The 15,921-nt window shown below is 52.0% G+C and carries 9 protein-coding genes; all 9 read left to right on the top strand.

What is annotated here, in order from left to right:
• The first annotated feature begins 1 nt into the window (after position 1).
• The 9 genes from RUMCAL_RS08955 (at position 2) to carB (ending at position 15,884) form a co-directional block, all read left to right on the top strand.
• The gene (locus tag RUMCAL_RS08955; RefSeq protein WP_021682441.1) at positions 2–445 is read left to right on the top strand and encodes an Lrp/AsnC family transcriptional regulator; all 444 of its coding nucleotides are present in this window, start codon (positions 2–4) and stop codon (positions 443–445) included.
• A 171-nt stretch (positions 446–616) separates the two neighbouring features.
• Entirely contained in the window at positions 617–3,979 is a 3,363-nt protein-coding gene (locus RUMCAL_RS08950) for a PD-(D/E)XK nuclease family protein (RefSeq protein WP_021682440.1), read from the top strand.
• Entirely contained in the window at positions 3,979–7,620 is a 3,642-nt protein-coding gene (gene addA / locus RUMCAL_RS08945; protein WP_021682439.1) for a helicase-exonuclease AddAB subunit AddA, read from the top strand. Before RUMCAL_RS08950 ends, addA begins: the two co-directional genes overlap by 1 nt.
• Positions 7,617–8,492: a 16S rRNA (adenine(1518)-N(6)/adenine(1519)-N(6))-dimethyltransferase RsmA gene (gene rsmA, locus RUMCAL_RS08940; RefSeq protein WP_021682438.1), complete on the top strand. Its 876-nt coding sequence runs from the start codon at positions 7,617–7,619 to the stop codon at positions 8,490–8,492. The genes addA and rsmA overlap by 4 nt, the downstream gene beginning before the upstream one ends.
• 259 nt (positions 8,493–8,751) lie before the next feature.
• Positions 8,752–9,306, top strand: a complete 555-nt coding sequence (gene pyrR / locus RUMCAL_RS08935) for a bifunctional pyr operon transcriptional regulator/uracil phosphoribosyltransferase PyrR (protein ID WP_021682437.1) — start codon at positions 8,752–8,754, stop codon at positions 9,304–9,306.
• The gene (locus tag RUMCAL_RS08930) at positions 9,303–10,607 is read left to right on the top strand and encodes a dihydroorotase (RefSeq protein ID WP_021682436.1); all 1,305 of its coding nucleotides are present in this window, start codon (positions 9,303–9,305) and stop codon (positions 10,605–10,607) included. The genes pyrR and RUMCAL_RS08930 overlap by 4 nt, the downstream gene beginning before the upstream one ends.
• Entirely contained in the window at positions 10,597–11,514 is a 918-nt protein-coding gene (gene pyrF, locus RUMCAL_RS08925) for an orotidine-5'-phosphate decarboxylase (RefSeq protein ID WP_021682435.1), read from the top strand. The genes RUMCAL_RS08930 and pyrF overlap by 11 nt, the downstream gene beginning before the upstream one ends.
• A 68-nt stretch (positions 11,515–11,582) precedes the next feature.
• Entirely contained in the window at positions 11,583–12,689 is a 1,107-nt protein-coding gene (locus tag RUMCAL_RS08920) for a carbamoyl phosphate synthase small subunit (RefSeq protein ID WP_021682434.1), read from the top strand.
• A gap of 3 nt (positions 12,690–12,692) precedes the next feature.
• Positions 12,693–15,884, top strand: a complete 3,192-nt coding sequence (gene carB, locus RUMCAL_RS08915) for a carbamoyl-phosphate synthase large subunit (RefSeq protein ID WP_021682433.1) — start codon at positions 12,693–12,695, stop codon at positions 15,882–15,884.
• The last annotated feature ends 37 nt before the right edge of the window (positions 15,885–15,921 follow it).

The following is a 15,921-nucleotide window of genomic DNA, read 5'->3' as shown; positions in this document are numbered from 1 at the left end:
CATGGATAAAATTGATGCCATGTTAATCACATTGTTACAGGAAAATGCCAGAGCACCATTGAAGCTGCTTGCTTCGAAGGTATTTTTGTCGGCTCCGGCGGTTTCTTCCAGAATCGATAAGTTGGAAAAGCAGGGAATCATTCTGGGATATAATACCGTAATTGACAGGCAGAAGCTGGGTTATCATATTACCGCTTTCATCAATCTGGAGTTGTCGGCAGACCAGAAGTCGGAGTTTTATCCGTTCATTAACAGCTGCCCCAACGTGCTGGAGTGCAACTGCATTACCGGTGTGTACTCCATGCTGATCAAGGTGGCATTTCCGTCCACGCAGGAACTGGATACGTTTATCGGAAAGATTCAGCGTTTCGGAAACACCTCCACCCAGATCGTGTTCTCCACGCCGGTGCCGCATCGGGAAATTATCGTGGAACCGAATTCGTGAGGGCATTTGTAAAAATACGTTTTGTACAGCCGCAGTGTGCGTATCACATTGCGGCTTTTTTGCATTTCTTTGCGGAAAAATTGACTTTTTGCGATTTAGCTGGTATAATAGAAGTGACTCTATTTTTCACGAGCGTGAACCACTTTTTCAATTACAGGAGGTGCATGGAATTTGCTGCATATTCTTATTGGTGGTGCCGGCTGCGGAAAGTCCACATGTCTGATTCAGCATTTGCAGAAGCAGCTGGAAGCAGGCGAACAGATTCTGACTCTGGTGCCGGAGCAGTTTTCCTACGAATTTGACCAGAAACTCTACCGGATCCTCGGACCGGTTGCATTTAACCAGCTGGAAACCCACAGCTTCAAATCTCTGGCACGTGCGGTATTCCAGCGGTTCGGCTGCGTGCCGGACGGCAAGACCAATGCGGACGAACTGACAAAAATGGCACTGCTGTATCAGGCGGTGTTGCAGGTTTCGGAACGGGAGAAAAAATTGCAGCTGTTGGGAAAACAGTGCCGGCAGGCTTCGTTTATCAGCGAATTGGCAATGATGTTTACCCAGTTTCGCCGCAGCGGAATCCCGCCGGAACAGCTGTACAATTCCAGTGCGGAACTGAACGGCAGATTGCAGGAAAAGATGCTGGACGTGTTTGAGATCTATCAGCGGTATGACCGGCTTCTGGAACAGCACCAGCTGAAAGATACCGAAACGGACTTGTCCGAAGCGGCTGCGATTGCCAATGGACATGACGCATTTCTGGGTGATGTGATCTTTCTGGACGAATTCGAGAGCTTCACAGAAGATGAGTACCAGATGCTGTCTGTGCTGCTTTCGTCCGGCAAGGATTTATATATCGCACTCCGCATGGAGCATACCCGAAAGGAACCGTTCTCGCTGTTTGCCGCCGTGCAGGAAACATTTTGCAAGATTCAGGACATGGCAAAAAAGCTGCGGATTCCGGTGGAAACGGAAGTGTGCGATACCCCGTACCGATTTCAGGCAGCTGAACTCAGCTGGCTGAATCAACACGTTTTCCGGAATACCCAGCCGTTTTCCGGAGAAGCACCGCACCTGCATATTTTGGAAGCACAGTCGCCCACAGAGGAAGTGGACTACGTCTGTGCAACCATTCGGCGGCTGCTGGCGAAAGATCACACGCTCCGCTGTCGGGATATTGCCGTGCTGTCCAACCAGATGACTGATTACCGGAGCATTCTGGAAACGGCAATGGAACGCTATAAACTGCCTTACTACATGGACGAAAAAGAGTCAATGCTGTACACGCCCCTGCTGGTGTATCTGCATACGCTGCTGGGCATTTTGCGGCAAACCCGTCCGGACACAGAATTACTGATGCGTCTGGGAAAGACCGGTCTGACTTCCTGCTCCGTCGAAGAAATTTCCGATCTGGAAAACTACTGCTATATGTGGCAAATTGACGGAAAAACGTGGAATACGCCCTTTACTGCGGGGAATTTTGCATCAGCAGAAGCGGTTCGTCTGAAATTATTGACCCCATTGCAGGAACTGCGGGAAAAACTGAAAGGGCAGCATACCGGTGCGGAATTTTGCAGCATGCTGTACCAGTTCCTGACAGAACAGCAGGTGGAGGAGCAGTTAAACCGTCAGCTGAAAGTGATTGCAGATGAGCAGAAACGCATGCAGACTTCCGAGGAGTGGGCACTGGTCTGGAATAGCTTTATCGATATTCTGGAACACCTGTCCACGCTGTACCGGACACTGGAAATGGAATTCTCGGAGTTCAGCACAGTGTTTGCGGCGTTGACCGGCAACATTCAGCGTGCTACGCCGCCGCGGACACTGGACGCTGTGCTGATCTCACAGGGCAGCACCGCACGTCTGAATGCTCCGAAAATCGTTTTCCTGCTGGGTGTCTGTGAGGGAACATTTCCTGCATTTCCCGGCGGCAGTATGGTTTTTTCGGAACGGGACTGCGAATTCCTGCCGGAAGACGTGCGGCTGTCTGTGGCAAAGCCGGCGGAAAGCCAGATGGCAGATGCACGCCTTGCCGCGTATAAGCTGCTGTCCTCTGCCTCCCATGCACTGTATCTGACCTATCCTGTGGTAGACGTGACTCATCAGAAGTGTTACCCGTCTGCGGTGATCGCACAGATACAGCGGACGTTTCCGGAGGCGGAAACCCTGCATCAGAATTGTGCATCGCTGGAACCTTCGTATTACAGCGTGACGATGCATGCGGCGTATTATCAGTATGTGCAGAATTATGCGGCACATAACACCGACACAGCCAGCATAGAACAACTGCTGCTGGATGATGCGTCATTTGCCGAGAAACTGAAACGTCTGGGGAAACTTGCCGAGCAGCGTTCAGAAGATGCCCCGCTGTTTTCGATTTCCAGTCCGGAACTGATGCAGCAATATCTGGGCAACACCATGCAGCTTTCCGCATCTTCGCTGGAACGCTATCAGAAGTGTCCGTTCCGGTATTACTGCAATGACATTCTCCGGCTGTACCAGCGGCAGAAGGTGCAGATGAATGCTGCCAACTACGGCAGCATGGTGCACTATTGTCTGGAACAGCTGCTCCGAAAATACGACAAGAAAAGCTTTCTGGCACTCACTGCGGAACAGCTGCAACAGGAGATAGAGACATCTGCGGCAGTGTACTGGCAGGAGAACATGGGCGGTGATTTTTCCAAGAGCGAAAGAGAACAGGCGGCATATCACCACGCTGTAGAAGAAGTTCTGCCGGTGTGCCAGCATTTGCAGGAAGAATTCCGGCAGTCTGCATTTGTGCCGTACTGCACAGAACTGCAAATTTCTTCCGAAAATCCGAACTTTCCGCCAATTTGTCTGCACACCGAGGCGGGACAGACAGTAAAGCTGATCGGTAAGATTGACCGTGTGGACATCTGTCAGGACGGCGACCAGCAGTGGGTGCGTGTCGTAGACTATAAGACCAATGGAAAGATCTTTGAGCTGGGAAATCTGCTCTATGGACTGGACATGCAGATGCTGATCTATCTGTTTTCCATTTTGTCAGAAGGCACTGCACTGGCAGGATCAAAGCCGGCAGGCGTGCTGTATCTGCCTGCCGGAAAGGTGAAGTGCAACCTGAAGCGGGAAGATGCCGTATCACCTGCTGCAAAACGCAACCAGTCCTATCAGATGAACGGCGTTCTGCTGCAAGATGCACACCTGCTGCGGCTTATGGAGAAAAACGGCGACGGCGTGTACCTGAACGGAAAGCTGAATGCCACTGGCGGTCTGGAACTCAACAAAGGCATATTCCTGACGACAGGACAGATGAAAGGTCTGCGGCAGTACGTACTGGATCAGCTGATATACATGGCAGAACGGGTGTACCGCGGGGAGATCGATGCTCTGCCGCTGGATATGGGCAGCAAGACGGTATGTGAATACTGCGACTTCTCCAATATCTGCGGTACAAGCAGCCTTTGCCGGAAACGTCTGCGGCTGGGAAGTGCGACCGTTCAGAAAAGTGAAATGATGAGGATTCTGGAAGAACTGGCAGAGGAGGAAAAGCACTGATGGATTGGACAGAACAGCAAAAAGAAGCAATCACCCGACGGGACAGCGGTCTGATCGTTTCCGCGGCAGCGGGCAGCGGAAAAACATCGGTGCTGGTGGAACGTCTGCTGCGGATTCTGATGGACGAATCACCGGAGAACAAAGTTCCCGCAGATCATATGATCGTGGTAACATTCACCAATGATGCGGCAGCAGAAATGCGTTCCCGTCTGTATCAGGCACTGGATCAGAAATTACAGGAACAGCCGGAAAATACGTGGCTGTACCAGCAGCAGATCCGCCTGCAAAACGCCCATATCTGCACGATCAGTTCTTTCTGCTTTGAACTGATTCGGGAAAATCTGGGCGATCAGGGGATCACCGCAGGCTTTCGCATCTTGAGTGAAACCGAAAGCAAAATGATGACTTCCAAAGCGGCGGACGTGGTACTGAACCAGTGGCACACAGACCGTGCAGAAGATATGCAGCTGTTGTGGAACAGTTTCTGTGAAAAAGACGACACCGATCTGGAAAGGTTGTTGCTGGAGCTGCACAAGTTTCTGGGCACAGTGCCGTTCCGTGAAAACTGGGTACAGCAGGTGCAGCAGGAACTGCAAAAGCCGCTGGAGGATTCTACCTATTATCAGATGCTGTCGGCAGGCATGGAACAAAATCTGCAAATGATTCTGCGGCTGGCAAATGAAGCGGCAGATACTGCTTCGGAACTCTACGAATCTGTTACGGATAACAAGGCGTTGGCGTGGATCGAAGCAGACGTGCACATGCTGGAGAAGACGCTCCGCATGGTGCAGCAGCAGGAATCAGATGCAGAAAAACTGCTGGAACCTTACGCAAAGCTGAAACAGGAACGGACAGGGAAAAGATTTTCCAGCAGCAAAAAGGGCTTGCTGAACGAAGAAGCCCTTGCACGTGCCAAATCACTCCGCGAAATGTATAAAGGCATGATAGAAGATGTGGCGTTGCAGATAGAAACCATTTACCCCTATACGGCGGAAGATCTGGCACAGACGGCACAGCTGATGCCGCTGCTGCTGGAACTGGAAGAACAGATTTCCGCGGAAATCTGGAAAGAGAAAGTGCAGCAGAATGCCTTGTCCTTTGACGATGCGGAACGCATGGCACTGGAACTTCTCGCAGTGCCGCAAAAAGACGGCAGAATTTTTCCGTCCCCGCTGGCAGAGGAGTTGCAGGCATACTATCAGCTGATCATGATCGATGAATATCAGGATTCCAACAACAAGCAGGACGATATTTTCAAGCTGCTCTCCCGCAATTGCATTGAACCCCAGACCGGAGCTCTGCGTTACGGGGAAAACGTTTTTCTGGTAGGCGATGTCAAGCAGTCGATCTATCGGTTCCGCCTGGCAAATCCGCAGAACTTCAGTGATGCCATTGCCTCTGCCGGAAAGCCGGACAGCGTGTGCAATCCCATTGTGCTGAACCAGAATTTCCGAAGCGTTCCTGCGATTCTGAACTTTGTCAACTTCGTCTGCGGCAACCTGATGACGGGATCCTGCGGCGATGTGACCTATAACGAAGCGGAGGCATTGTATGCCGGCTCTGCCATTTCCGAGATCCTGCCGAAAGAGCAGCAGAAAGTCTGCGTGGCAGTTCTGGAACCGGATAAAGAATACGATGCAGAAATGACTTATGTCGTTCGGAAAATCCGGCAGATGATTGCAGAAAATGCACCGGTGGTGCAAAAGGACGGCACAACTCGCCCCTGTCAGTATCGGGATTTCTGCGTGCTTCTGCGAAATAATGATACCTGTGCGGCATATGCCCACGCTCTGGAAGAAGCCGGCATTCCGGTGCAGAGCCCGGAGGAAAAGGGCTATCTGAAAGCACGGGAGATCAGCATTCTGATCGACATGCTTCGTGTGCTGGACAATCCCACACTGGATACGCCGCTGGCGGCAGTGATGCTTTCTCCGATGTTCTGGTTTACGCCGGAAGAACTGATGCAGATTCGTATGCTTGCCAAAAAGTCCAAGCTGTTTCACGCAGTGCAGATCGCCATTGGTGTGGCAGAAGAGTCCGCATCGGAAAAGCTGGATTCAGTATTGGTGGAGAAGTGCCGGCATCTGTATGACACCGTACAAAAGCTGCGGCAGGACTCCGGCATGATGACGCTGGAATCTCTGATTCGGCGAATCTATGACACCACGGATTTCCTGTCTGTAATGCAGCTGGCAAAAGACGGGGAACGAAAGCGGGCAAATCTGCGTCTGCTGCTGCAATACGCCAAGCAGTATGAGGAGAACACCGACGCATTTCACGGCAGCGTTTCCGGCTTCCTGCGGTATATCGACTGGCTGCTGGAAAACAACGATGACTTTCAGCAGTCGTCCGTTTCCGCCGGTGCGGAAAACGCTGTGGCAGTAAAGACCATGCACGGCTCCAAAGGACTGGAATATCCCTTTGTATTCCTCGGCAATCTGGAAAAGGCTATGAAGTACAGGGACGGCGAAAAGAGTGCCCTGTTTTCCGAGAGAGGGCTTGCCGGATTCTGCGTGAAAGACCCAACGACCTATGTCCGTGCCAAAACTGTGCCGTTTGCAGTTTTGTGCCAGGAAGGTGAAAACGCCTACAAAAGTGAAGAACTGCGTCTGCTGTATGTGGCAATGACACGTGCAAAACAGCAGCTGTTCCTGCCGCTGGAATGGAAAAAATCCTATCTGGGGAAAAGCGGCTGTCTGACCAAGTGCAGTGCAATGATCTTGCCGGAGGGGAAACTGCCTGTCTATCTGGTACAGTCAGTGAGCAGCATGGCACAGTGGATCTGGATGTGTCTGTTCCTGCGGCATGATGCGGAATTGGCAGATGCATGTAATTTCCCGCCGCAGTACTGGAAAACGCCGGCGTGGAGCGAAAACCTGCAAATTGCCTATGAATTCGAACTGCCGGAGGAAACTGAAACGGAAGAATTACAGGTAGAGGTGACGGCTCCGCCGGACGAGGAAACACTGGAAGAACTGCGTCGGATCACGGCGTTCCAGTATGTATCGCCGGACTGCGAACGGGAGTCCCTGCTTAGCGTTTCGGCAATTCAGGAGGCAAGACAAAATCGTGCTCCTGTCTGGAAACGTCCGGATTTCCGGCAGAAAGAGGGCAGGCTTACCGGTGCGGAACGGGGTACAGCGATCCATACCTTTTTCCAGTACGCCGATTTCCGGAAAGCGGAAGCCGATGTTCCTGCGGAAATCCGGCGGTTGCAAACATACGGCTTTTTGACACCGGAGCAGGCGGCTGTCGTAAAGCCGGAGATTCCGGAAGCATTCTTCCGCGACCAGCTGTATCAGCGGCTTCGCCGTTCCCGCATGGTACTGCGGGAAAAGAAATTTCTGGTGCAGTGTCGGGACTTGCAGGCATATCCGGAAGCTGCGGCGATCCTGCACCGCTATGAAAACTCCGACAGTATCCTGAAAGGTATCATAGACCTGGCATTTCAGGAGGAGGACGGCTTTGTGCTGGTGGACTATAAGACCGATACCGCTTCTTCGCCGGAGGAACTGGCGGACAGCTATCGGGAACAGCTGCTGCTGTACCGCGGTGCATTACAGTGCATCACGGGAATGCCGGTGCGACAGTGCTATCTGTACAGCACACATCTTCAGAAAAGTATTGAGGTAAAATCATGATGATCAATTTAACAGATATGAAAACCGTCCGTTCGATTCTGGGACGGCACGGGTTTCACTTTTCCAAGAAGCTGGGGCAGAACTTTCTGATCGACCCCTCTGTCTGCCCGCGAATCGCCGAGGAGGGCAACGCTGCGGCAGGTTATGGTGTGCTGGAGATCGGTCCGGGTATCGGCACCCTGACACAGCAGCTGGCACTGCGTGCCGAAAAGGTGACTTCCGTGGAACTGGACCAGCGGCTGCTGCCGATTCTGGAAGAAACTGTCGGGGAATTCGAAAACCTGCACATTCTGCACGGCGATATTTTGCAGTTCGACGTGCCGCAGCTGCTGGAACAGGAATTCGCCGGTCTGCACGTGGCAGTCTGTGCCAATCTGCCATATTACATCACTACGCCGATTCTGATGCACCTGCTGGAAAGCGGAGCGAACATCGATTCCATTACGGTAATGGTGCAGAAAGAAGTGGCGGAAAAATTGCAGGCTCCGGTGGGCACCCGCAACTCCGGTGCAATCACCGCCGCAGTGAACTATTATGGAACAGTAGAGATGCTGTTTACTGTGCCGCGGGACAGCTTCCTGCCGCCGCCGAATGTGGATTCTGCTGTCATTCGCATCGATGTGCAGAAACGCTATGCCGACCAGACACGCGATCCCCAGCACTTTTTCTCCATGCTGAAACACGGTTTTTCCCAGCGGCGGAAAACGCTGGTGAATGCACTGTCCGCAACGATGCACTATGAAAAACCGGTTCTGCTGGAAGCCCTGCATGCCATGGAACTGCCGGAAACGGTACGTATGGAGAACCTGACCATGGAGCAGCTGGTGGAGCTGAGCAATCGGTTGTCCGGAGCAACTGCGGAAAAAGTGTAAATTTTTCGGAAATTGCAGAAAAGCACTGGACAAGAGCCGGAAAATGTGGTATACTAGTAAAAACCAAACGAGTGCGTTGGATATGCACTCGGAAAGAGCGATTCCTTTAAGTTGATCCCGTGAGATTGACAAGGCGTTTCATAAACCGGATAAGATCCCTTCTGCATGTACGGTATGTTGATGCAGAAGTTGTTGTACGCACTTGCCTGTCTGAAACGGGTAAGTGCTTTTTTTGTGAATGATCTCTTAGGAGGTGTGTATGGAACAAAAAGCGATCATCATGGACGAAAGTGCCATTCGCCGTGCAGTGGCACGGATTACGTATGAGATTCTGGAACGGAATCGTGGAGCCGAAAATCTATGTATTGTGGGCATTTTGTCCCGCGGCGTTGTGCTTGCAGAACGGATTGCCCGTAAAATATACGAGTTGGAACGTGCAGAGGTGGAATTCGGTGCACTGGACATCACCCCATTCCGCGATGACCGCATTGCCAATGCCACACATTCCGCAAAGAGTACCATTCATTTTCCGGTACAGGACAAGCGTGTTGTCATTGTAGATGATGTGCTGTACACCGGTCGTAGCTGCCGTGCTGCCATTGATGCGATTCTGGCGATCGGCAGACCGCAGTGCATGCAGCTGGCAGTACTGGTGGATCGCGGACATCGGGAACTACCCATTCGTCCGGATTATATCGGAAAGAACGTTCCGACTGCACAGAGCGAAACCGTTCGGGTTTCCGTGCGGGAAATTGACGGAACCGACTGTGTTGTGATTTATCAGAACACTGATGCAGAAATGAGGAAAGAATGAAGCAAACCATTTTGATTCGTGATGTACAATTGGTGCAGGGCGGCATTTCGCCCCGTTGTGACATGCTGATTCAGGACGGCGTGATCGCAAAGCTGGGAAAAGATCTGAACGAATCTGCCCACTTTGTCATTGACGGCTCCCGCCTGACAGCACTGCCGGGGCTGTTTGATATGCATGTGCATCTGCGTGACCCCGGGCAGACACATAAAGAGGACATCTTCACCGGTTCCGCAGCGGCACTGGCTGGCGGCATCACCGGTGTGGCATGCATGCCGAATACCTCGCCGGCAATTGACAGCGTAGACACTGTCCGCTATATCTGCGAAAAAGCAGCTTATACCGGCGTGGAGATTCACCCCGTGGGCTGCATTACCAAGGGGCTGAAAGGCGAGGAAATGTGCGACTATGCGGCGTTGAAAGATGCCGGCATCTGTGCCATTTCCGACGACGGCAGACCGGTAGAATGTGCAGAAACCATGCGGCAGGCTTTGATTCAGGGCGATGCACTGGGGCTGCCGGTTATTTCTCATTGTGAAGATCTGTCCATTATTAACGGCGGCATTGTGAACCGCGGCGTGGCTTCGGAAACGCTGGGTGTCAGAGGCATGGATCGGGCTTCGGAAGACTATATTACCGCACGGGAGATCATTCTGGCGGCTTCTGCCAATGTGCCGATTCATATCGCTCACGTCAGCACTTACGGCAGCGTGGAGATCATTCGTCACGCCAAAGCACAGGGTGTCAAGGTGACCTGTGAAACCTGTCCGCACTATTTCCTGATGACAGAGGAAGCGGTGCTCTGCGGTGATGCGGATTACCGTATGAATCCGCCTCTCCGGACGGAAAAAGACCGCAAGGCAGTGCTGGAGGGACTTCTGGACGGTACCATTGACTGTATCGTTACTGACCATGCTCCTCATGCTCCGTCGGAAAAGGCGGATTTCCGTTACGCTCCCAACGGCGTGATCGGCATGGAAACCTCGCTGGCAGCTTCGCTGAAACTGGTGCATGCCGGTCTGATGACCCTGCCGCAGCTGGTACAGAAAATGGCAGAGAATCCCCGCAAGATTCTGGGCTTGCCGCAGCATCAGCTGGCAGTAGGTGAGCCGGCAGATCTGACGCTGGTAGATCTGGATTATCACTGGACAGTAGATCCGGAAAAAATGCACTCCAAAGCGAAAAATGTGATCTGGAAGGGCAAAACACTGGTGGGCAAACCGGTGTGTACCATCACAGACGGCATCATTCGCTATCAGGATACAGAGTATTTAGAAGAAAGGAACCGATGCAATGGCTTTTGATAGACTTATCAAACGAATTGACGAACTGCACAATCCGTCCGTAGCCGGACTGGATCCACGTCTGGAATACGTGCCGCAGTTCATACAAGATGCCAGCTTTGTGAAGCTGGGACATACACTGGAGGCAGCTGCTGATGCAATTCTCCAGTTCAACAAGGCGTTGATCGATGCCCTGTACGATGTGGTTCCGGCGATCAAGCCGCAGGCTGCATACTATGAAATGTACGGCTGGGCAGGTGTCCGCACACTGGCGGAAACCATTCGCTATGCACAGAGCAAGGGCATGTTCGTCATGACAGACGGCAAACGCAATGACATTGGTGCGACCATGACTGCATATGCCACCGCACATCTGGGAAAAGTAGATGTGGACGGCGTGGAACTGGAACCCTTTGGAGCAGATGCACTGACAGTCAACGGCTATCTGGGAACAGACGGCATTCAGCCGCTGCTGGACGTTTGCGAAAAATATGACAAGGGTATTTTCGTGCTGGCAAAGACCTCGAATCCGTCCAGCGGAGAACTGCAGGACAGACTGATCGACGGCAAGCCGGTCTATGAGATCATGGGCGAAATGTGCGAAAACTGGGGCAGCAGGCAGATCGGTGCCTATGGCTATTCCGCAGTGGGTGCTGTGGTAGGTGCGACCTATCCGGAACAGCTGGCGGAACTCCGGAAAAAGCTGCCGCATACGCTGTTCCTGGTGCCGGGATACGGTGCACAGGGCGGCGGTGCACAGGGCGTTGCCGGTGCATTTGATGAAAACGGCAGAGGTGCGATTGTCAACTCCTCCCGTGCCATTATGTGTGCATGGAAAAAGGAAGAAAACTGTCCGGAAACGGCTTTTGCAGAAGCTGCCAGAAGAGAAGCAATCCGTATGCGTGATGATATTACCGCATATTTATAATTTTTCAGGGCAACGCCGGTGCATTGCAAGGTGCATCGCAGGCTCTTAGATCGGAAAGGACTGGTGTCATGTCATTATTGGAACGAGGCGATAACGCCTATCTGCTTCTGGCAGACGGAACGATTTTTGAAGGTTTGCATTTTGGTGTCAAGGGAACGGCAATCGGTGAGGTAGTCTTTACCACCGGTATGACTGCTTATCAGGAAACACTGACCGACCCCAGCTATTATGGGCAGCTGGTCACACAGACATTTCCGCTGATCGGCAACTATGGTGTCAATGCAGCAGACAGCGAATCTGCACGTTCTTATATCCACGGTTACATTGTGCGGGAATGGTGCAACACCCCGTCGAACTTCCGCATGGAAGGGGATATTGACGGATTCCTGAAAGAACAGAACATTGTGGGCATCTACAACATCGATACCCGTAAGCTGACCCGTATCATTCGGGAAGTCGGCGTTATGAACGGCGTGATTACAACAGAAGATGTTTACGCCAAGAAAGAAGAGCTGCTGGAACAGGTTCGGAACTACACCATTCAGAATGCAATTCTCAGCGTGACCGGCGACGAGCCGAGAACTTATCGTGAGGGAACACCGAAGTATAAGGTCGCTCTGTACGATTTCGGTTACAAACGCAATATCCGGAACGAACTGGTAAAACGCGGCTGTGAAGTCGTAGTTCTGCCGGCAGCCACCAGTGCAGAAGAATTAAAGGCGATGCACGTAGACGGCATCATGCTTTCCAATGGACCGGGGGATCCGTCCGAAAATCAGGCGATCATCGACAATGTGGGCGAGATTGCAAAGCTGGGCATTCCGATCTTCGGCATCTGTCTGGGACACCAGCTGCTGGCACTGTCGCAGGGATGTCGGACAGAAAAGCTGAAGTACGGTCACCGCGGTGCCAACCAGCCGGTTATCGACCTGAACAGTCACCGGACTTATGTCACCAGCCAGAACCACGGTTATGCAGTTGTAGGAGAAAGTCTGGATCCGGAAGTGGGAACCGTTTCTCATATCAACGCCAATGATAAAACCTGTGAGGGAATTCGTTATCACAAGATCAATGCCTTTACGGTGCAGTTCCATCCGGAAGCACACGGCGGACCGCTGGATACCGCATATTTGTTTGACGAATTCGTTGCTGTGATGGAAAAGGAGAAGAAGTAAGTTATGCCATTGAGAAGTGATATTAAAAAGGTTCTCGTGATCGGCTCCGGTCCGATCATCATCGGACAGGCTGCGGAGTTCGACTATGCAGGAACACAGGCTTGCCGTGCACTGAAACAGGAAGGTCTGGAAGTTGTCCTCATCAACTCCAATCCGGCAACGATCATGACAGATAAGGCGATGGCGGATAAGGTCTATATCGAACCGCTGACGCTGGACGTGGTAAAGCGGATCATTCGGATCGAAAAGCCGGACAGCCTGCTGTCTACCATGGGTGGTCAGACTGGTCTGACCTTGTCCATGCAGCTGGCGGAAGAAGGCTTTCTGGAAGCCAACGGTGTCAAGCTGTTGGGTGCTGACCCGCTGACCATTCATAAGGCAGAAGACCGTCAGGCATTCAAGGATACCATGGAAAAGATCAACCAGCCCTGTATCCCGTCAAAGGTCGTAGAAACCATTGAAGATGCCGTAGATTTTGCCAAGATCATCGGCTATCCGGTTATCGTGCGTCCGGCATTCACACTGGGCGGCACAGGCGGCGGTATCGCAGACAATGAAGAAATGCTCCGCGACATCACCAAGAACGGTCTGCGTCTTTCTCCGATCACACAGGTTCTGATCGAAAAGTGCATCAGCGGCTGGAAAGAAATCGAGTTTGAGGTGATCCGTGACCGCAAGGGCAACGTCATCACCGTCTGCTCCATGGAAAATTTCGATCCGGTCGGCGTACACACCGGCGATAGTATCGTTATCGCCCCGACTGTAACTCTGACAGATCGGGAATATCAGATGCTGCGTACCGCTGCGATCAACATTATTTCCGAACTGAAGGTAGAGGGCGGTTGTAACTGTCAGTTTGCACTGCACCCCACCAGCATGGAATATGCAGTCATTGAAGTAAACCCCCGTGTATCCCGTTCTTCTGCACTGGCTTCCAAGGCGACCGGTTACCCGATTGCAAAGGTTGCCGCAAGAATCGCGATCGGCTACACACTGGACGAAATTGTCAATCAGGTTACCGGCAAGACCTACGCCTGCTTCGAGCCGGCTCTGGACTACGTCGTTGTCAAGTATCCGAAGTGGGCATTTGATAAGTTTGTCTACGCAAAGCGGACACTGGGCACCCAGATGAAAGCGACCGGTGAAGTCATGGCAATCGGTACCAGCTTCGAAGAAGCCATTATGAAGGCTGTTCGTTCGACGGAACTGGGCGTAGATTCCATGAACATGAAGAAGTATGAAAAAATGCCTCTGGAAGAAATTATGGAGCGGCTGCAGGTCGTAGACGATGAGCGTGCATTCCAGCTGTATGAGGCAATGAAGCGTGGCAAGACGGTAGAAGAACTGCATGAACTGACCATGGTAGACTGCTGGTTCCTGAACAAGCTGATGAACCTGATCGAACTGGAACGGGAAATGGCTGCCAAGCCGCTGACCGAAGATCTGTACCTGCTGGCAAAGCAGTACGGCTATCTGGACGCGACCATTGAACGTATTTCCGGCAAGAAGTGCCCAATGCACCGCCATGCTGTATATAAAATGGTAGATACCTGTGCAGGCGAATTCAAGGCAGAAACGCCGTATTTCTACTCCACCTATGATGACGAGAACGAAGCGGAAGAATTCATTGAACGTCAGCACAGCGACAAGAAAAAGATTATCGTATTCGGTTCCGGTCCGATCCGTATCGGTCAGGGTATCGAGTTCGACTACTGTTCTGTACACTGCGTATGGACTCTGAAAGAAATGGGCTGTGAAGCGATCATCTGCAACAACAATCCGGAAACCGTTTCCACCGACTTCGACACCGGCGACCGTCTGTATTTCGACCCGCTGACAAAGGAAGACGTTGCCAATATCATCAACACCGAAAAGCCTTACGGCGTTGTGGTACAGTTCGGCGGACAGACCGCCATTAAGCTGACACGGTATCTGGCAGATATGGGTGTTAATATTCTGGGTACTTCCGCAGACGATATTGACGCAGCCGAAGACAGAGAGCGTTTTGACGAACTGCTGGGCAGATGCAGCATTCCGCGTCCGGCTGGTGAAACCGTCATGACGACTGAGGAAGCCCTCAAGGCTGCCAACGATCTGGGCTATCCGGTTCTGATGCGTCCGTCTTACGTACTGGGCGGTCAGAATATGATCATCGCACATTCGGACAAGGATATTGAAGAATATATGGCGATCATCACCAGCCATATGATTGAAAATCCGGTGCTGATCGATAAATATATGATGGGTACAGAAGTCGAAGTTGACGCGATCTGCGACGGCAAGGACTTCCTGATTCCGGGTATCATGGAGCACGTAGAGCGTGCCGGTGTCCACTCCGGTGACTCGATCTCCATTTATCCGGCACAGAACCTCAGCGAAAAGATTACTGATACCATCGTGCGTTATACCGGACTGCTGGCAAAGGAACTCCACGCAGTTGGTCTGATCAACATTCAGTACGTGGTATACAATAACGAAGTCTATGTAATCGAAGTAAACCCGCGTTCGTCCCGTACCGTGCCGTATATCAGTAAGGTAACTGGTATCCCCATGGTAGATATCGCAACCAAGATTATGCTGGGTGAAACTCTCCAGAGTCTGGGCTACAAGTCCGGTCTGTATCCGAAGGGCAAGTACGTTGCCGTCAAGGTACCGGTATTCAGCTTCGAAAAGCTACAGGACGTAGACACTATGCTCGGACCGGAAATGAAGTCCACTGGTGAGTGTCTGGGTATTGCCACCAATCTGGAGGACGCACTGCTCAAGGGCCTGATTGCCGCAGGCTATGACCTGAAGAAGGAAGGCGGCGTGCTGATTTCTGTCCGCGACAGCGACAAGCAGGAAATCATTGAGATTGCAGACAAGCTGGCACGTATGGGCTTCGAACTGTACGGTACAAGCGGTACCGCAGCTGTGCTGAACCATAACATGATCGCCACCAATCTGGTAAAGAAAATCTCTGACGGAGAACCGAATACCATTACACTGCTGGAAAGCGGCAAGATCCACTATATGATCTCCACTTCGGCAAAGGGTCGTCTGCCGGCAAGAGATAGCGTAAAGATGCGTCGGAAGTCTGTAGAACGTTCGATCTGCTGCCTGACTGCGATCGATACAGCCAAGGCTCTGGCAAACGTGCTGGAGTCTGGCCGCAGCATTGATGATGTAGAAATGGTCGATATTACAAAGATCTGACTTTAAAAATCACGCAAACCGTGGCGGACGGGGAGAT

Origin of the sequence: Ruminococcus callidus ATCC 27760 (assembly GCF_000468015.1) — a bacterium.
In the GTDB taxonomy this organism is placed as follows: domain Bacteria; phylum Bacillota; class Clostridia; order Oscillospirales; family Ruminococcaceae; genus Ruminococcus_C; species Ruminococcus_C callidus.
The sequence above is the reverse complement of the archived record's forward strand: the minus strand, read 5'-3'. Positions and strand labels throughout refer to the sequence as shown.

What these genes read in the sequence shown, in the direction of transcription:
- RUMCAL_RS08955 (WP_021682441.1), top strand. Translation starts at nt 2, where the DNA reads ATGGATAAAATTGATGCCATGTTAATCACATTGTTACAGGAAAATGCC.
- addA (WP_021682439.1), top strand. Translation starts at nt 3,979, where the DNA reads ATGGATTGGACAGAACAGCAAAAAGAAGCAATCACCCGACGGGACAGC.
- rsmA (WP_021682438.1), top strand. Translation starts at nt 7,617, where the DNA reads ATGATGATCAATTTAACAGATATGAAAACCGTCCGTTCGATTCTGGGA.
- pyrR (WP_021682437.1), top strand. Translation starts at nt 8,752, where the DNA reads ATGGAACAAAAAGCGATCATCATGGACGAAAGTGCCATTCGCCGTGCA.
- RUMCAL_RS08930 (WP_021682436.1), top strand. Translation starts at nt 9,303, where the DNA reads ATGAAGCAAACCATTTTGATTCGTGATGTACAATTGGTGCAGGGCGGC.
- pyrF (WP_021682435.1), top strand. Translation starts at nt 10,597, where the DNA reads ATGGCTTTTGATAGACTTATCAAACGAATTGACGAACTGCACAATCCG.
- RUMCAL_RS08920 (WP_021682434.1), top strand. Translation starts at nt 11,583, where the DNA reads ATGTCATTATTGGAACGAGGCGATAACGCCTATCTGCTTCTGGCAGAC.
- carB (WP_021682433.1), top strand. Translation starts at nt 12,693, where the DNA reads ATGCCATTGAGAAGTGATATTAAAAAGGTTCTCGTGATCGGCTCCGGT.